This is a genomic window from Agromyces sp. Root81 (genome assembly GCF_001429165.1).
Lineage (GTDB): Bacteria > Actinomycetota > Actinomycetes > Actinomycetales > Microbacteriaceae > Agromyces.
Genome location: NZ_LMIR01000002.1, coordinates 992,937 through 1,009,587 on the forward strand (window position 1 = coordinate 992,937; position 16,651 = coordinate 1,009,587).

The following is a 16,651-nucleotide window of genomic DNA, read 5'->3' on the forward strand; positions in this document are numbered from 1 at the left end:
GCAGCCCGCCACAAGCAAAACGGCCCAATCAGCCAGAGTTTCGCGAACAAAACCCGTGAGATTCGCGAGAAACCCCTGGGGGGCCCATGCACAACGAACCGATCACCGTCTCGATCCGGCGCGAGGTCGACCCCGAGCGCATCTCCGAGGCGACCGCATGGGTGCAGACCGGCGTGAACCTCGCCGCCAAGTACCCGGGCTTCCTCGGCTCGGGTTGGGTGCGTGCGGGCGAAGGCTCGCAGGTCTGGCACATGCTCTACCGCTTCGCGAGCGAGCAGACCCTCGACGCCTGGGAGCGCTCTGCCGAGCGCACGTGGTGGCTCTCGATGGGCGAGGGCTTCGTGCGCTCGGAGCGCAGCAAGCGCCGCACCGGCATCGAGGGCTGGTTCGACGACCCGGCGACGGGTTCGGTGCCTGTGGCGGATGCCGCGGCATCCGCTTCGCCCGACGAACTGCCGCCCGCACCGCCGCGGTGGAAGCAGGCCGTGACGATCTGGCTCGGGTTCTTCCCTGTGAACCTCGTCTTCACCCTGCTCGTGACCTCGTTCGTGCCCGGCTGGAACGAGCTCGAGGTCGTCTGGAAGGTGCTCGCGACCACCTTGCTGCTCACGCCGATCATGACGTTCTGGGCGCTGCCCTTCGTCACGCGCCTGCTGCGCCGCTGGCTCGCGCCCGCCGCTCCCTGAGACGAGGCCCGATCAGGCGGACGCCTCGTCGACCACCCGCCGGTGTTCGAGCACGCGCCGGATGACGAGCACCACGAGCGCGATGGCGATCGCGCCGTAGACCACCCAGTCGAGGTACTGCAGGTACTCCTCGAGCAGCGCGTGCTGGGTGCCGAGCGCTGCGCCGACGCCGATGAGCAGGCTGTTCCAGAGGCCGGAGCCGATGGCGGTGAAGAGGCAGAACCAGGCGAGCGGCATCCGATCGGCGCCCGCGGGCAGCGAGATCAGGCTGCGCACACCGGGGATCATCCGCCCGACGAGCACGGACCAGCGCCCGTGCCGGTGGAACCAGGCGGCGCCGCGTTCGAGGTCGGTGCGGCTGACGAGTCGCGTCCACGCAATCCAGCGGATGGCCCGTTCGAGGCCGACCGCTGCGCCGAGGCCGTAGAGGACGAGCGCACCGATGACCGATGCAAGCGTGGACCAGACGATGAGCCAGCCGAGGTTGAGCTCTCCCGCCTGGCTGAGGTAGCCCGCGAACGGCAGGATCACCTCGCTCGGGATCGGCGGGATCAGCACCTCGAGGAAGACGAGCACGCCCACCCCGATGTCGCCGAGGTTGTTGAGCACATCGGCGGCGAATCCGGTGAGGCCGGTGAACCCGTGGTCGTCGGCGGTCGTCAGCAAGGTCGTGTCTCGGCTCTCGGTCGGGGTCGATGATCGGTGCTCGGCGGCGGCTCCACGCTATCCGTGCCGGGTGGACGGAAGCTGGGCGCCGCCCGTCAGCGATGCGGGCCGATGCGGCGGGCGAGCGTGCCCGCCGCCTCCTGCACTGCCGAGACGTAGCCGGCGACGGCTGATTCGGGCGCGACATCCGGATACGTCACCGCGACGGCCGCTGCCGGCCAGCCGACGTGATCGAGCACGACCGCCCCGACCGAGGCCAGGCCGCCGGTGACCTCTCCGTCCTCGCCGGCCCAGCGCTGCTCGCGCACGACGGCGAGCACGCGCTTCAGGCGTCCGTAGCTCCACGGCTCGTCGGCGCCGTCCAGCGCGGGGCGGCCGGCGAACGCGGCCCGGTCGGGGTAGAGCGCCCGGAGCTGGGCGGGCGGGAGCTCGGCGAGCATCGCCCGGCCGGTCGCAGTGAGGTGCGCCGGCAGCCGCACGCCGACGTCGGTGACGAGCGAGGGACGGCGCGGGGCGCGCTCCTCGACGAGGTAGAGCACGTCGCGCCCGTGCAGCACCGCGAGGTGCCCGCTCTCGCCCAGGCGGTCGACGAGTGCGGCGACGAGCGGCCGGCCGAGGCGAGCGAGGGGCTGCTGGCGCGAGAAGCCGCTCGAGAGCTCGAAGGCGGCGATGCCGAGGCCGTAGCGACGCTCCTCGGGCAGGTGCACGACGAAGCCGCGCTCCTGCATGACGGCGAGCAGGTGGTACACCGTCGAGCGCGGGACGCCGAGCGCCGAGGCGATCGTGGCCGCGGGCACCGGGCCGCGCTGCGCCGCGAGGTGGGTGAGGATCGCGAGCGTCTGATCGGCCGCGGGCACCTTCGCCTTCGCCGTCTGGTCGAGCGGACGCCTGTTGTCGGTCTGCGGCGTGTATTCCGACAACTTGCGTCCTCTCGACGACGGGTACCAGCGCCCAGCCTACGCGTGAGTCTGGGATCCCGGACGGCGACCATGCCGCTCCGCTTCCCGCGCGCGCGGGAGCGGTGTGGAATCGGAGGTATGAGCAGCATCACCACCGCACCCGACCGCGCCGCGGCATCCGTCACCGTCGGCACCGGCCCCCTCGGCATCGACGACGTCGTCTCGGTCGCCCGCCACGGGGCATCCGTCGTGCTCGACCCGGCTGCACTCGACGGCGTGGCCGCGAGCCGCGCGATCGTCGAGGGCCTCGCCGCCGACCCCGAGCCGCACTACGGCATCTCGACGGGCTTCGGCGCGCTCGCCACGACCTTCATCGCCGAGGACCGCCGCGCCCAGCTGCAGGCGAGCCTCGTGCGTTCGCACGCCGCCGGCTCGGGCGCCGAGGTCGAGCGCGAGGTCGTGCGCGCCCTCATGCTGCTGCGCCTCTCGACCCTCATGACCGGCCGTACGGGTGTGCGCCGCGAGACCGCTGAGACCTACGCGGCGATCCTCAACGCCGGCATCACCCCCGTCGTCCGCGAGTACGGCTCGCTCGGATGCTCCGGCGACCTCGCCCCCCTCGCGCACTGCGCGCTCGTGGCGATGGGCGAGGGCGAGGTCCGCGACGCGTCGGGCGAGACGACGGATGCCGCGAGCGCCCTCGCCGCCGCCGGCATCGCGCCCCTCCACCTCGCCGAGAAGGAGGGCCTCGCCCTCATCAACGGCACCGACGGCATGCTCGGCATGCTCGCACTCGCGATCGACGACCTGCGGATGCTGCTGACCACGGCCGACATCGCCGCGGCGATGAGCGTCGAGGGCCTCATGGGCACCGATGCCGTCTTCGCCGCCGACCTGCACGCGCTCCGCCCGCAGCGCGGCCAGGCGATCTCCGCGTCGAACCTGCGACGCCTGCTCGCCGGCTCCCCCATCGTCGCGAGCCACAAGGGCCCCGAGTGCACCCGCGTGCAGGACGCGTACTCGCTGCGCTGCGCACCCCAGGTGCACGGCGCCGCCCGGGACACGCTCGCGCACGCGGCATCCGTCGCCGACGCCGAGCTCGCGAGTGCCGTCGACAACCCCGTGCTCACCCTCGACGGGCGCGTCGAGTCGAACGGCAACTTCCACGGCGCGCCCGTCGCGTACGTGCTCGACTTCCTCGCGATCGCGGTGGCGGATGTCGCGTCGATGAGCGAGCGTCGCACCGACCGGTTCCTCGACCGCGCCCGCAACCAGGGCCTGCCGCCCTTCCTCGCGCACGAGGTCGGCGTGGACTCGGGCCTCATGATCGCGCAGTACACCGCCGCAGGCATCGTGAGCGAGCTGAAGCGGCTCGCCGTGCCGGCATCCGTCGACTCGATCCCGTCGTCGGCGATGCAGGAGGACCACGTCTCGATGGGCTGGGCCGCCGCGCGCAAGCTCCGCCGCGCGATCGACGGGCTCTCACGGGTGCTCGCGATCGAGGTCATGACCGCCGCTCGTGGGCTCGCACTTCGGACACCGCTCGTGCCTGGCGCCGCGACCGGTGCGGTCGTCTCGCTCGTCGCGGCGGCCGGCGCCGTGCCGGGGCCCGACCGCTTCCTCTCCCCCGAGATCGAGGCCGTCACGGAGCTCGTGGCTTCGGGCGAGATCGTCGCACGGGCGAACGCGAGGGCCGGCGTGCTCGCCTGAGGGGCGCCGGGCGAGGGGCATCCGCTCGCCGGATCATCCGCCCGCGTGCCCGCGGCATCCAGCTCGGCTGACGACCATGTTCGCCGCAGCGGTCTTCCGCTGCGGCGAACATGGATCCCGTCAGGGTGCGGTGAGCGCTTCACTGGGCGCGAGGCGAGCCGCCCGTATCGCGGGGTAGAGCCCGGCGATGCCACCGACCACGACGGTCGCGATCATGCCGCCGAGCGACGCCCATCCGGGCACCAGGGTCGGCCACCCCTGCGTGGACGCGTAGAGGGTCGTGGCGATCACCCCGATCACAACCCCGGCGAGACCTCCGAAGGAGGCCAGGAGCAACGATTCGCTGAAGAACTGCAGTCGGATGTTGCCCCTCGTCGCGCCGAGCGCTCGGCGCAGACCGACTTCACCGCGCCGTTCGAGAACGGAGATCACCATCGTGTTGGCGACGCCGACCCCGCCGACGAGCAGTCCCACGGCACCCACGCCGAGCAGCAGTCCCGTGAAGGCCTGATCCGCGGCCGCTGCTGCATTCAGTGCATCCGATGGCCGCGAGACCTTGACCTCGTTCGGCGCCGCAGGGTTCGCCGTCGCCGCGAGCACATCGCGCACCGCGGCGACCTGGTCGTCGGCGGTGCGGGTGAAGATCTCGGTCGGATGCCCGTCGAACCCGGCCAGCGATGCGGCCGCAGGCCATCCGACGAGTGCCGCGGTGTCGAGTTTGTCGGCGAGGACGACGGGATCGAGGATCCCGACGACGGTGAACATCTCGCCGCCGACGCGGACCTGCACGTCGGGGCCCGCCCGATCGATTCCGAGTTGGGCGGCAGTGGTGCTCCCGAGCACGACAGCCGGGTAGTTCGCGGTCGCCGCGTTCAGCCAGCTACCGTCGGCGACCGTCGCCCCGAGCGTCTTCAGCAGGTCCAGGTCGGCAGCATAGGTGCCGATGCCGCCCGATTCCTCAACCGGAATGAGGTCGCTGCGGTACACCTTCGCGGTGCTGGCACCGATCGCCGAGACATCCGTCACCGGGCGGATCCGTTCGATCATCTCGGGGGCGTTGGTCGGCAGCGGGGTCGCCTTGCCGAAGAGATCCTGGCCGGTGCTCACGGTGAGCAGGTTCGTGCCGAGCCGCTCGAGCTGCTGCTGGAGCTGCGCCTGCCCCGACGTCGAGATGCCGACCACGGCCACCATCGCGGCGATGCCGATGGCGATTCCGAGCGCCGAGAGCACCGCCCGCATCGGCCGTGCCCACAGCCCGACGCTGCCGAGCCGTACCAGGTCGCGTGCGCTGAGCCGCGCCGGCCTGAGCGACGCGACCCGGTCGTCGGGAATATCACGGACGTCGGCGCGCGTTCGCCTGACCTTCATCGTGTTCGTCCTTCCGCGGTCGCACCGTGGCCGTCGTCGCCGATGATCTCGCCGTCGCGGATCTGGATGTTCCGCGGCGCACTCGCGGCGAGGTCCCGGTCGTGAGTGATCAGGAGCACCGTGGTGCCCTCCCGGTTGAGCTCCTCGAGCAGCGCCATCACCTCGGCTCCCGCGACCGAGTCCAGGTTTCCCGTGGGTTCGTCAGCCAGGAGGATCGATGGCGAACCAGCGGTCGCGCGGGCGACGGCGACGCGTTGCCGTTCACCGCCCGAGAGTTCATGCGGTCGGTGCCCGACGCGGTGCCCGAGCCCGACGCGGTCGAGCGCCGTCGCGGCGAGTTCGCGTCGCCTGGCCGGCCCGATGCCCTGGTAGAGCATTCCGTCGGCCACATTGTCGAGTGCGCTGACTCCTGGCGCGAGGTGGAACTGTTGGAAGACGAATCCGATGCGCTGGGCGCGAAGCGCCGAGAGCTGCGCGTCGCTGAGCGTGGCGACGTCGTGCCCGTCGATGCGGACGATGCCGGATGTCGGGCGATCGAGCGTGCCCATGAGCTGCAGGAGCGTCGACTTGCCGGACCCGGACGGACCGATGATCGCGGCGAACTCCCCCCGACGCACCCGCAGGCTCGCCCCACGCAACGCCGCGAGATCGCCGTACTCCTTGCGCACGCCCTCGAGTTCGATGATCTCGCTCATGAGGACGGCACCACGACCTTCGTGCCTTCGGCGATCCCGTCGCCGCTCACCTCGACCAGACCGTTCGCGAACAGCCCGGTCTCCACGCCGACGAGCTTGCCCTTGCCCTTCCCCTTCGAGTCGACCACCTCGACGGCGTAGCCGCCCTCGGCGAGCGCCAGGAGCGCATTGACCGGCACGGCGAGAACGTCGTCCCGGCGTTCGGCGGTGAAGGCGATCTTGGCGGTGGATGCGCCGGCCACCGTGATCGCCGCGGGATCATCGGGTTTCACGGTCACCTTGAGGGTGGTGGTCTTCTGGCCTTGGGCATCGTTCGTGACGACACTCTCGATCGAGGCCACGGTGCCGGGAACAGCCTGACCGTCTGGGAGCGTCACCGTGACCGCGGACCCGATGACCGCGTAGCCTGACTCGGACGACTGGAGATCGACGGTGGCGGTGCGCTCGCGACTCGACACGGTGAGCAGCTCTGCGCCGCCGGAAGAATCACCGAGCGCAGCCGAACGCGCGGTGACCTGCACGGGGCCGGCGGCGTAGTGCACGAAGTCGGACGTGACGACCCCGGTCTTCTCGACGCCGAGGTCCTTCTGCCACTTCTCGACCGCTTCTGCCGTCGCCGACCTGTACTTGGTGTCCACGTCGAATCCGGTGTAGCCGAGCGCGGCGAGGTTCTCCTCGAACTGCCGCACGTCGTCGCCCTCGACGCCCGGTTCCAAGGTCCGGTAGGCGGGGATGCCTCCGTAGAGCATCACCGTGGGCGTTTGGTCCACCTTCACCAGCACGCCACCCCGCTCGATCGTGGATCCCAGGTCGGGGAGCCACGTCACCGTTCCGGCTGCGCCACGGATCTTCGACTCCGCGGCATAGGCGAGCGCACCCGTCTTCTCGGTCGTCTCCACGAGGGTCTGCTTCGTCACCTCGGCCGTATCGGGCTTCGCCGCGGTCTCCGCGGCGGCGGTGTCGCTGAACCCGAACCCCCGCGCAGCGGCGATCGTCAAGCCCACGCCGGCGACAAGCACGATCGCGCCGAGGATGAACGGCCACCGTCGGAGCGCGGTCGATCGCGATCCATGCTCGCCGCGCGGCTCGATCGCTCCCTGATCCGGGGTGTCGCGCCGTATCACTTCGAGTCCCCTGAGAGCTGCTCCGCGCACGTCTTGTCCGCCTGCTTGAACTCCTGGCTGTCAGGGTTGATGCCCTCAGGGAGATTGAGCGTTCCGTCCGCATCCGGGTCGGGGAAGTTCGGCAGTCCGTTCTCCCGCATGCACGCCGCGAACTTCTTGAATTGCTCGGCCGCAGCGGCGCTCTCGCCCGCCGGGGGAGTTCCCAGATACTTCTGGCACGACTTCATCGCTGCGTCGAGCGTCGACTTATCGGTGGCTGGGATATTGAAGCTCGGGTTGTTCGGGTCGGGGTCGGGCATGTTCACCCCGTTCTCTCGCATGCACGCCGCGAACTTCAAGAGGTCCCCCTCTGTTCCCTCACTGGACTTCGGTGATTCGCTCGCGGCGGGTTTCGAGTCCTTGTCGCCGAGCGAGGCGACATCGTTCCCAGCCGAGGTGGCGCACCCGCTCAGCGCGAGCGCACCGAGTAGTGCGAGCACGGCCACCCCACCGCCCATCAGCTTGCGTACGCGATTCATCGTTCCTCCTTGATTGCTTCGTTGGGACTCACGGCTCGAGCCGACCCGGCCGTAAGAGCGTGAGGCCCCGTCTGTCTTTCAACGGAATCAAGACGGGCGTTTCCCCAGCGTCACCGATCTCGCTAACGCCCCGGTAACACGCGCGCGAGAGAGAATGTTCGAATGCGAATCCTGGTCGCGGAAGACGAGCCCATGCTGGCGAAGGCCGTCGCGGAGTGGCTGCGCGATGCGGCGCACGCCGTCGACGTGGTCGGCGACGGGGCGTCCGCACTGGAGCGCGTCGGGGTCAACGACTACGACCTCGTGGTGCTCGATCGCGACCTGCCCGTGGTGCATGGCGATGAGGTGTGCCGCCAGATCGCGGCATCCGAGTCCTCACCCCGGGTGTTGATGTTGACCGCAGCCGGGAGCCTCGAAGACCGGGTCATGGGATTGGCACTCGGCGCCGACGACTACCTCCCGAAGCCGTTCGCCTTCGCCGAGCTCGGCGCCCGTGCCGCGGCACTCGGCCGTCGCTCCCGATCGGCGGCCCCGCCGGTCCTGGAGCGCGCGGGGATCCGCGTCGACACCCACCGTCGCGAGGTGATTCGCGACGGCCGATACGTGCCGCTCTCGAAGAAGGAGTTCGCCGTACTCGTCGAACTCCTCCTCGCCGATGGCGGCTACGTCTCAGCTGAGCAGCTCCTCGAGAAGGCCTGGGACGAGCACATCGACCCGTTCACCGGCGTGGTGCGGATCACGATCCTGAAACTGCGGCGCAAACTCGGCGAGCCTGCGATCATCGAGACCGAGCCGGGCGTCGGATACCGAATCCGATGAAACGGTTCCGCATCCCGCTGCGCGCTCGATTGACGCTGGTCTACGGCGCGATGTTCCTCATCGCCGGCGCGGTCGCGGTCGGAGTCACCTGGGCGTTGGTTCGCCAGCAACTCATCGTGAGCACCGTCGAGTTCGTCGGCCCGTTCGATCCCGCGATTCTCTCGAATGTCGCGCCGACTGCGACCCCGACGCCTGGTGCCGCTCCGACCCCGACCGATCCGTTCATCTCCGGGATCTTCACAGACGGCGAGTTCGCCCGTGAGATCGAAGCCCTCCGCGACGAAGCACTCGCCGCCATCGTCACTCAGGGGATGATCGCCGTCGTACTCGTCGGTGCACTCGCTGCGTGGCTCGGCTGGCTCGTCACCGGTCGGATGCTCCGCCCCATCAGCACGATCACCGACACAGCGCGCCGGATCGCCGAGTCGCCCGATGCCGACCGCCGCATGCACGAGCGCATCGGGTTGACGGGACCCCGAGACGAGATCACCGAACTCGCCGACACCTTCGACGGCATGCTCGCCCGGCTCGACACGAGCTTCGACGCGCAGCGGCGGTTCATCGCGAACGCATCCCACGAGCTGCGCACCCCGCTCACGCTGAACCGCGCCCTGCTCGAGGTGTCGATGCATCGACCGGATGCCTCGTCCGACGTCAAGCTCCTGGGCGAGACGCTGCTCGAGGTCAACGCCCGCCACGAGCGTCTCATCGACGGGCTCCTGCTGCTGGCGCGCTCGGAGCGAGAGCTGCCGGAGAGCCGCTTCGTCGACCTCGCCGACGTCGTGGAGCACGTGGGCGGCGACGGCGTGGCCGACGAGTCCGGCGTGACCGTCGAGCTCGTCACCGGCGAGGCGCCGACATCGGGCGACCCCGTGCTGCTCGAGCACCTCGTGCGCAACCTGCTCGAGAACGGCGTGCGGCACAACGTGCCCGAGGGCGGATGGGTCCGCGTCGAGACCCGCACCGACGCCGACGGACGCGCGGCGCTCGAGGTGTCGAACAGCGGGCCGGTGGTGCCGCCGTACGAGCTCGGCAGCCTGTTCGAGCCGTTCCGTCGGCTCGAGGGCGAGCGCATGGCTGAGGTCCGTGGTGTGGGCCTCGGCCTCTCCGTCGTGCGCTCGATCGTGCAGGCGCATGACGGCGAAGTCGCCCTCGCAGCACGCCCTGAAGGCGGGCTCGTCGTCACCGTCACCCTGCCCGGCGAATCCTACGGCGACGCACGGATCGAGTAGCTCCTCATGCGCCTGCTGGCCGGCGACCCCTCACGAGCGCGCCCGGATGTGGCCCGAATGTGCCCCGAACGGGGCGCGAGATCCGCGCGTTCAGGTGTTGTGCCGTCATGCCTGCGCTGAGAGACTGAGGGAGACGTCGGCCCCCGAAGCCGGCCCGCGAACGGAACCCTATGTCGCTGATGCAACGATTGCCCGGTCTGCACGACCCGTTCCGAGTGCGACGCACTCGGCCCGACGGATACGCCCTCGCCGCGGCAGCCGCCGTCATCGTGCTCGGCATCTCCGGCATCACCACGGCCTCGGCCGAAGAGGTCGTCGCGACGGATGCCGCAGTGGCGACGTCCGAGACGACGGACACGGGTGCGGCGACAACCGAGCCGACGGATCCCGCCGAGCCGACGGACACCACCGAGCCGACCCCTGAGCCGACCGAGACGCCGACCCCGACGCCTGAACCGACGCCGACGCCGACGCCGACGCCCGAGCCGACTCCGGAACCGACGCCGACCCCGACACCGACCCCGACCCCGACACCGACCCCGACGGACCCGCCGACGCAGACTCCTCCGCCGACCACCGAAGCCCCCGCGCCCTCCGCGCCGGTCGTCGCCCCGCTGCTCATCGGCAGCGGCCCGTACGCTCGCATCTCGACGGGTGTCGACCCGCAGGTCGGCTCGCTGCTCGCGGCGCGCACCGCACTCGATCGCGCGACGGCCGCACTCCGCACGGCCGAAGCCGAGCTCGAGACCGCCCAGTCGACCCGGGCCGTCGCCCGCACCCTCGCCACGCAACTGCAGGCGCAGGCCGACGAGGCCCGTTCCGACGCCGACGCCGCGGCCGCCGTCGCATTCGCCGCCTCCCGCGGCGGCGACACGTCGCTCACGTCGATGGGCGCGGTCTTCGGCTCCGGCAAAGACCTGCTCGCCGGACTCGGCGGCGTCGCCCGCGTCGAACAGATCACCGGCGATGCCGAGAAGCTGCAGAAGATCGCCGAGAAGCGGGCCGACGAGGCCGTCACCGCCGAAGAGCGTGCCGCCGCAGCCTGGGCCGATGTCGACGCCGTGCCGGTCGAGGCCGCAGAAGCCGCAGTGGCCGAGGCCGAGCGTGCCGTGGCCTCCGCCCGCGACGACCTCTCCGGCCTTCGTGCCCGCGTCGCCGCATCGAGCGTCACCCTCATCGATTCCCTCCCGCGCGATGCCGGACAGCTGAGCGAGCAGGGCTGGGCTCCCCCGGTCTCCGGTCGCCAGACCGACGGCTTCGGTCCGCGTCCGAACAAGCCGCTGGCGGGCGTCAACGATTTCCACCGCGGCACGGATGTCGCGGCGAGCTGCGGCTCGCCCGTGTTCGCCGCCACCGGGGGCGTCGTCGTCGAGGCCCGCCCGAGCGGCAGCTACGGCAACTGGATCCTGCTCGATCACGGCGCCGGCGTCTCGACCGGGTACGCGCACCTCACCGACGGCGGCATCCTCGTGAGCCCCGGCGAGACGGTCGCGGCCGGGCAGCTCATCGGCGCCGTCGGCAGCACGGGCGCCTCGACCGGATGCCACCTGCACTTCGAGGTGCGACTCGACGGCACCGCTGTCGATGCCGTCCCGTTCATGGCCGCGCGCGGCATCAAGCTCGGCTAGCTCCCAGGGCATTCGTCTGGCATCCCAGACGCCGCCCCTGCGACATCCGTTGTCGGTGCCCGCGCGGTGCGCGAGCATCGGAGCATGACCGACGCACCCACCGCCGCAACCCCCGCCGGCCCGCGCACCGTTCGCGCCGCCCGCGGCACCACGCTCACCGCGAAGAGCTGGCAGACCGAAGCGCCGCTGCGCATGCTCATGAACAACCTCGACCCCGAGGTCGCCGAGCGCCCCGACGACCTCATCGTCTACGGCGGCACGGGCAAGGCCGCCCGCAACTGGGAGTCGTTCGACGCGATCGTGCGCACGCTCGAGGGCCTCGAGGCCGACGAGACGCTGCTCGTGCAGTCGGGCAAGCCCGTCGGCGTGTTCCGGACGCACGAGTGGGCGCCGCGCGTGCTCATCGCCAACTCCAACCTCGTGGGCGACTGGGCGACCTGGCCCGAGTTCCGCAAGCTCGAGCAGCAGGGCCTCACGATGTACGGCCAGATGACGGCCGGCTCGTGGATCTATATCGGCACGCAGGGCATCCTGCAGGGCACGTACGAGACCTTCGGCGCTGTGGCCGCAAAGAGGTTCGGCGGCACGCTCGCCGGCACCCTGACCCTCACCGGCGGCTGCGGCGGCATGGGCGGCGCGCAGCCGCTCGCGGTCACGATGAACGAGGGCGTCGTGCTGATCGTCGACGTCGACGCCACGCGCCTCGCCCGCCGTGTCGAGCACGGCTACCTCGACGAGATGACCGACGACATCGACGACGCGATCGCCCGAGTGCTCGCCGCGAAGGAGTCGCGCACCCCACTCAGCGTCGGCCTCGTCGGCAACGCCGCGACGGTCTTCCCCGAACTCCTCGCCCGTGGGGTCGCGATCGACATCGTCACCGACCAGACCAGCGCGCACGACCCGCTGTCGTACCTGCCCGAAGGCGTGAGCGTGGCCGAGTGGCACGAACTCGCGGCATCCGACCCCGAGGCCTTCACCGACCGCGCTCGAGCGTCGATGGCCAAGCAGGTGCAGGCGATGGTCGAGTTCCAGGACGCGGGCGCCGAGGTCTTCGACTACGGCAACTCGATCCGCCGCGAGGCCGAGCTCGGCGGCTACGACCGCGCGTTCGCATTCCCCGGCTTCGTGCCCGCCTACATCCGGCCGCTCTTCGCCGAGGGCAAGGGCCCGTTCCGCTGGGCGGCCCTCTCGGGCGACCCGGCCGACATCGCCGCGACCGACACGGCGATCCTCGAGCTCTTCCCCGACGACGAGCACCTGCACCGCTGGATCACGAAGGCAGGCGAGAAGGTGCACTTCGAGGGCCTGCCCGCGCGCATCTGCTGGCTCGGCTATCAGGAGCGGCACCTCGCCGGCCTGAGGTTCAACGAGATGGTCGCCTCGGGCGAACTCAGCGCACCCATCGTGATCGGCCGCGACCACCTCGACTCGGGCTCAGTGGCCTCCCCCTACCGGGAGACCGAGGCCATGGCCGACGGCTCCGACGCGATCGCGGACTGGCCGCTCCTCAACGCCCTGCTGAACACTGCATCGGGCGCGACGTGGGTGTCGATCCACCACGGCGGCGGCGTCGGCATCGGCCGCTCGATCCACGCCGGCCAGGTGATCGTCGCCGACGGCACTCCGCTCGCCGCCGAGAAGATCGCACGCGTGCTCGTGAACGACCCCGGCACCGGCGTCATGCGCCACGTCGACGCGGGCTACGACCGCGCGCTCGAGGTCGCTCGCGAGCGCGGCCTGCGCGTGCCTATGCTCGAGGCATGAGCGACGGGGGCGCCTCGGGGCGCATGCTGCTGACCGGCATCGGCGAACTCGTCACGAACGACCCCTCGCCCGATCGCGAGGGAGGCGCCCTCGGCATCGTGCGCGATGCCGCCGTGCTCGTCGAGGACGGCCGCATCGCGTGGGTTGGCAGCGCCAGGCACGCCGACGAGCGACTCGAGCACCGGGTCGAGCGTGAGGAGCGCCGCGAGGGCGACGAGCACCGCGCGCTCTGGGATGCCGACGTCGAGGTCGTCGACGCCGGCGGCCGGGCAGTGATCCCCGGCTTCGTCGACAGCCACTCGCACCTCGTCTTCGGCGGCGACCGCGCCGCGGAGTTCGCCGCGCGCATGGCCGGGCAGCGGTACGAGGCCGGTGGCATCCGCTCGACGGTCGCGGCGACGCGCGCCGCGAGCGACGACGAGCTGCGAACGCGGCTCGCGGGCTTCGTCGCCGAGCTGCACGCCCAGGGCACCACGACCTTCGAGATCAAGTCGGGCTACGGCCTCTCGGTCGCCGACGAGGAGCGCCTCGTGCGCCTCGCGCGCGAGGTCACCGACGAGGTGACGTTCCTCGGCGCGCACGTCGTGCCGTTCGAGTTCCGCGAGGACCCGGCGTTCGGCGGCGACCCCGACCGCGCCGCCGAGGCGTACGTCGACCTCGTCGTCGGCGAGATGCTCGCCGCGTGCGCCCCGCACTCGCGCTGGGTCGACGCCTTCTGCGAGCGCGGAGCGTTCACCGCCGAGCAGTCGCGGCGCGTGCTCGAGGCCGGCGCCGCAGCGGGGCTCGGCGTGCGGGTGCACGGCAACCAGCTCGGCGAGGGGCCCGGCGTGCAGCTCGCGGTCGAACTCGGCGCCGCCTCGGTCGACCACTGCACCTACCTGAGCGAAGCGGATATCGCGGCGCTCGCGTCATCCGGCACCGTGGCCACACTGCTGCCGGGCGTCGAGTTCTCGACCCGCCAGCCCTACCCCGACGCGCGCCGGCTCATCGACGCCGGCGTCACCGTCGCCCTGGCGAGCGACTGCAACCCGGGCTCGAGCTTCACGAGCTCGCTGCCCTTCTGCATCGCCGTCGCCGTGCGCGACATGGGCATGACCCCCGCCGAGGCGCTCTGGGCCTCGACCGCGGGCGGTGCTGCGGCGCTGCGGCGAGCGGATGTCGGGGCGATCCGTCCAGGCCTGCGCGCCGACCTCGTCGAGCTCTCGGCGCCGAGCCACGTGCACCTCGCCTACCGGCCGGGCGTACCGCTCATCGCGCGCACCTGGAAGGACGGCGCGCTCGTCGGCACGCCCTGACGCCGAGGCATCCGCTCAGGCGCCGCGCGGCGCGTCGAACGTCATGGTGATGGGCGGCACGGCGAGGTTGCCCGCGTTCGTGGCGGTTCGCACGTCGGCCCACGACGCTGCGTCGAAGGTGAACACCGCGATCGCGGCGGTCGGCATCGCCTCGGCCGTTCGCGAGAATCGGGTCGCGAGCTCGGTCATCTCGGGGTTGTGTCCGACGAGCATCGCGCTCGACAGCCGGTCGTCGAGCGAGCGGATGACGCGGAGCATCGTCTCGACGGACGCGGCGTAGAGCCGCTCGTCGGTGACGACGCGCCGGGCCGGCGTGCCGAGTTCGGCGGCGACCAGCGCGGCCGTCGACCGGGCTCGCTCCGCGGTGCTCGAGATGATCAGGTCGGGATCGATGCCCCGCTCGACGAGCCGACGGCCCATGCGCGGTGCATCCTGGCGCCCGCGCTCGTTCAGCGGGCGATCGTGGTCGGGCAGACCTGGCGAGTCCCAACTCGACGTCGCATGGCGCATGAGCACGAGGGTCTTCACAGGGCGTCCTTCCGTCGGGTCGGTCGCGCGCACGCCCTGCTCAGCGCAGTGCGATGCCCGCAGCGACCTCCAGCACGCAGAGTGCCGCCAGTCGTACCGTACGCCCGTCTGGGGCATCCGCGGTGGCATCGACCTCGGCGAGGTCGACGAACGCCGAGATGCCACCAACCCCACAACCACACTTGTCACCGGCGGGCGTGCTGTCACCGGTCGCGAGGAGGAGCCTCGAACAGCACTGCGACCGGGACGACCGCGCCGACCTCGGCCCAATCCGAGACATCGAAGCGGAACTCGGCGACTGCGCAGGTCGGCATCTCGGCGATCTCATCCGAGAGCCGGGAGGCGAGCTCGCCGATCTCGGGGTTGTGGCCGACCAGCATGACGCTGGCCAGCTCATCGTCGAGGGCCCGGATGATGTCGAGCAGGCCCTCCGGAGAGGCACCGTAGAGACGGTCGTCCTCCACGATTCGGTCGGATCCGAGGTCGAGCGCCTGCGCGAGGATCACCGCCGTCGAGCGGGCGCGCACCGCCGTGCTCGTCACGATCGCGTCGGGAACGACTCCGCGCTCTCGCAGTCGTTCACCCGCCCTCGGCGCATCGCGTCGGCCCCGATGGTTCAGGGGGCGCTCGTGGTCGGGAAGAGTCTGGTCGCCCCAGCTCGACTTGGCGTGCCGCACCAGCAGGACAGTCTTCATGATTCCGTTCCCGTGTTCATCGTGTGCGTCTCGATCGATGCACGCTGTCAGCGTAGGGCGAGTCCCCCCGCGACCTCCAGCACGCAGAGCGCAGCGAGCCGCACGGTTCGGCCGTCGGGAGCGTCGGCCGTGGCGTCGACCTCGGCGAGGTCGACCGACTCGACCCGGGCGTCGGCGCCTGCCGCCCGCGCAGCCTGCCTCAGCTCCCATGCCGAGATGCCGCCGGGCACGGAGGCGGGGCATCCAGGCGCCACGGCGCGATCGCACACGTCGACGTCGAGATCGACGTGGATGGGGCCGCCGCCGGCACCCGCGATCTCGAGCGCCTCGGCGAACACGTCGGCCATGGGGCGGCGATGCAGTTCGTCGCGGTGCACGACCGTGATGCCGGCATCGCGGGCGCGGTCGGCGTACTCGCGCGAGTTCACGAAGTCGGCGATGCCGATCTGCACGACACGACGTCCGTCGAGGCCGGCTTCGAGCAGGCGGCGCACCGGCGACCCGTTGCTCACGCCGTCGCGCAGGTCGTAGTGGGCGTCGAGCGTGATGAGGCCCGCGGTCTCGAGCCGGTCGCCCCAGGCGCCGAGGGCGACGGGAGAGGTCAGCGAGTTGTCGCCGCCGAGTGCGACCACGGTGCCGGCTCGGGCCGACGCTGCGGCGACCGCCGCGCGCACCCGCGCCTCCCCGTCGGGTCCGTCGGGCTCGACGACGTCGCCGGCATCGGCGAACACGAGCCCGTCGAGGGAACGCGCGTCACCCCGAAGTCCGCGGTCGGCCATGAGCGTCGGGCTGTACCGCCGCAGTGCCGCCCGGATCGCCGCGGGCGTCTCGTGCGCGCCCGTCGGCGAGAGCGAGGTCGCGTGGGCAGGCACCCCGATGAGCGCCAGGTCGGCGCGCTCCCTTGCGCCGAGCGCATCGAGCGGCGGCCAGTCACCGGCCCGCGGCCAGAGGGGATCGTTCGGGAGCGCAGCGGTGACCATGGTCAGACGCTAGCAATGACGGATGCCGCGGGCCGAGGCAT

At 71.4% G+C, this 16,651-nt stretch carries 16 protein-coding genes; 7 read left to right on the plus strand and 9 right to left on the minus strand.

Annotated elements, in window-relative coordinates:
• Positions 1-86: 86 nt before the first annotated feature.
• Complete coding sequence (locus ASE14_RS09665; RefSeq protein WP_056654062.1) at positions 87-686, plus strand: antibiotic biosynthesis monooxygenase; 600 nt, start codon at positions 87-89, stop codon at positions 684-686.
• Between the two features lie 12 nt (positions 687-698).
• Here ASE14_RS09665 and ASE14_RS09670 read toward each other — a convergent pair whose 3' ends face one another.
• Together ASE14_RS09670 and ASE14_RS09675 are read right to left on the minus strand one after the other, a co-directional pair.
• The gene (locus ASE14_RS09670; protein WP_082600806.1) at positions 699-1,349 is read right to left on the minus strand and encodes a DedA family protein; all 651 of its coding nucleotides are present in this window, start codon (positions 1,347-1,349) and stop codon (positions 699-701) included.
• A gap of 98 nt (positions 1,350-1,447) precedes the next feature.
• Positions 1,448-2,272, minus strand: coding sequence for an IclR family transcriptional regulator (locus tag ASE14_RS09675; protein ID WP_056654068.1), 825 nt, complete (start codon positions 2,270-2,272; stop codon positions 1,448-1,450).
• 117 nt (positions 2,273-2,389) lie between these two features.
• Here ASE14_RS09675 and hutH point away from each other — a divergent pair, with 117 nt between their 5' ends.
• Positions 2,390-3,961: a histidine ammonia-lyase gene (gene hutH, locus ASE14_RS09680; protein WP_056654071.1), complete on the plus strand. Its 1,572-nt coding sequence runs from the start codon at positions 2,390-2,392 to the stop codon at positions 3,959-3,961.
• Positions 3,962-4,081: 120 nt separating this feature from the next.
• On the opposite strand, the gene ASE14_RS09685 is transcribed toward hutH, so the two are convergent.
• From ASE14_RS09685 to ASE14_RS09700, 4 genes are read right to left on the minus strand one after another with little or no spacing between them, the layout of a single operon-like run.
• Positions 4,082-5,329, minus strand: coding sequence for an ABC transporter permease (locus ASE14_RS09685; RefSeq protein ID WP_056654074.1), 1,248 nt, complete (start codon positions 5,327-5,329; stop codon positions 4,082-4,084).
• Positions 5,326-6,024, minus strand: a complete 699-nt coding sequence (locus ASE14_RS09690; protein ID WP_056654077.1) for an ABC transporter ATP-binding protein — start codon at positions 6,022-6,024, stop codon at positions 5,326-5,328. The genes ASE14_RS09685 and ASE14_RS09690 overlap by 4 nt, the downstream gene beginning before the upstream one ends.
• Complete coding sequence (locus ASE14_RS09695; RefSeq protein ID WP_056654080.1) at positions 6,021-7,148, minus strand: peptidoglycan-binding protein; 1,128 nt, start codon at positions 7,146-7,148, stop codon at positions 6,021-6,023. The genes ASE14_RS09690 and ASE14_RS09695 overlap by 4 nt, the downstream gene beginning before the upstream one ends.
• On the minus strand, positions 7,145-7,633 hold the full coding sequence (locus ASE14_RS09700) for a hypothetical protein (RefSeq protein WP_056654083.1): 489 nt from the start codon (positions 7,631-7,633) through the stop codon (positions 7,145-7,147). Before ASE14_RS09700 ends, ASE14_RS09695 begins: the two co-directional genes overlap by 4 nt.
• Positions 7,634-7,828: 195 nt before the next feature.
• Here ASE14_RS09700 and ASE14_RS09705 point away from each other — a divergent pair, with 195 nt between their 5' ends.
• From ASE14_RS09705 to hutI, 5 genes are all read left to right on the plus strand, one after another.
• Positions 7,829-8,485: a response regulator transcription factor gene (locus ASE14_RS09705; RefSeq protein WP_056654085.1), complete on the plus strand. Its 657-nt coding sequence runs from the start codon at positions 7,829-7,831 to the stop codon at positions 8,483-8,485.
• Entirely contained in the window at positions 8,482-9,717 is a 1,236-nt protein-coding gene (locus tag ASE14_RS09710; protein WP_056654089.1) for a HAMP domain-containing sensor histidine kinase, read from the plus strand. Before ASE14_RS09705 ends, ASE14_RS09710 begins: the two co-directional genes overlap by 4 nt.
• Positions 9,718-9,896: 179 nt before the next feature.
• Positions 9,897-11,345 carry a M23 family metallopeptidase gene (locus tag ASE14_RS20540; RefSeq protein WP_157372927.1) on the plus strand — a complete coding sequence of 483 codons (1,449 nt, stop codon included), beginning with the start codon at positions 9,897-9,899 and terminating at the stop codon, positions 11,343-11,345.
• Positions 11,346-11,429: 84 nt separating this feature from the next.
• Complete coding sequence (hutU, locus tag ASE14_RS09720; protein WP_056656094.1) at positions 11,430-13,112, plus strand: urocanate hydratase; 1,683 nt, start codon at positions 11,430-11,432, stop codon at positions 13,110-13,112.
• Entirely contained in the window at positions 13,109-14,407 is a 1,299-nt protein-coding gene (gene hutI / locus ASE14_RS09725; protein ID WP_056654094.1) for an imidazolonepropionase, read from the plus strand. The genes hutU and hutI overlap by 4 nt, the downstream gene beginning before the upstream one ends.
• Positions 14,408-14,422: 15 nt before the next feature.
• On the opposite strand, the gene ASE14_RS09730 is transcribed toward hutI, so the two are convergent.
• The 3 genes from ASE14_RS09730 to ASE14_RS09740 all read right to left on the minus strand — a co-directional run bounded on the left by ASE14_RS09730 (position 14,423) and on the right by ASE14_RS09740 (position 16,610).
• On the minus strand, positions 14,423-14,935 hold the full coding sequence (locus ASE14_RS09730) for a histidine phosphatase family protein (protein WP_082600436.1): 513 nt from the start codon (positions 14,933-14,935) through the stop codon (positions 14,423-14,425).
• A gap of 203 nt (positions 14,936-15,138) precedes the next feature.
• The gene (locus tag ASE14_RS09735) at positions 15,139-15,630 is read right to left on the minus strand and encodes a histidine phosphatase family protein (protein ID WP_056654097.1); all 492 of its coding nucleotides are present in this window, start codon (positions 15,628-15,630) and stop codon (positions 15,139-15,141) included.
• Between the two features lie 47 nt (positions 15,631-15,677).
• A complete protein-coding gene (locus ASE14_RS09740; protein ID WP_056654100.1) occupies positions 15,678-16,610 on the minus strand; it encodes an arginase family protein in 933 nt (310 codons plus the stop codon).
• Positions 16,611-16,651: the final 41 nt, after the last annotated feature.

Excerpts from the sequence above, each read along its gene's own strand:
- ASE14_RS09665 (WP_056654062.1), top strand. The coding sequence starts at position 87 with ATGCACAACGAACCGATCACCGTCTCGATCCGGCGCGAGGTCGACCCC.
- hutH (WP_056654071.1), top strand. The coding sequence starts at position 2,390 with ATGAGCAGCATCACCACCGCACCCGACCGCGCCGCGGCATCCGTCACC.
- ASE14_RS09685 (WP_056654074.1), bottom strand. The coding sequence starts at position 5,329 with ATGAAGGTCAGGCGAACGCGCGCCGACGTCCGTGATATTCCCGACGAC.
- ASE14_RS09690 (WP_056654077.1), bottom strand. The coding sequence starts at position 6,024 with ATGAGCGAGATCATCGAACTCGAGGGCGTGCGCAAGGAGTACGGCGAT.
- ASE14_RS09705 (WP_056654085.1), top strand. The coding sequence starts at position 7,829 with ATGCGAATCCTGGTCGCGGAAGACGAGCCCATGCTGGCGAAGGCCGTC.
- ASE14_RS09710 (WP_056654089.1), top strand. The coding sequence starts at position 8,482 with ATGAAACGGTTCCGCATCCCGCTGCGCGCTCGATTGACGCTGGTCTAC.
- ASE14_RS20540 (WP_157372927.1), top strand. The coding sequence starts at position 9,897 with ATGCAACGATTGCCCGGTCTGCACGACCCGTTCCGAGTGCGACGCACT.
- hutU (WP_056656094.1), top strand. The coding sequence starts at position 11,430 with ATGACCGACGCACCCACCGCCGCAACCCCCGCCGGCCCGCGCACCGTT.
- hutI (WP_056654094.1), top strand. The coding sequence starts at position 13,109 with ATGAGCGACGGGGGCGCCTCGGGGCGCATGCTGCTGACCGGCATCGGC.
- ASE14_RS09735 (WP_056654097.1), bottom strand. The coding sequence starts at position 15,630 with ATGAAGACTGTCCTGCTGGTGCGGCACGCCAAGTCGAGCTGGGGCGAC.
- ASE14_RS09740 (WP_056654100.1), bottom strand. The coding sequence starts at position 16,610 with ATGGTCACCGCTGCGCTCCCGAACGATCCCCTCTGGCCGCGGGCCGGT.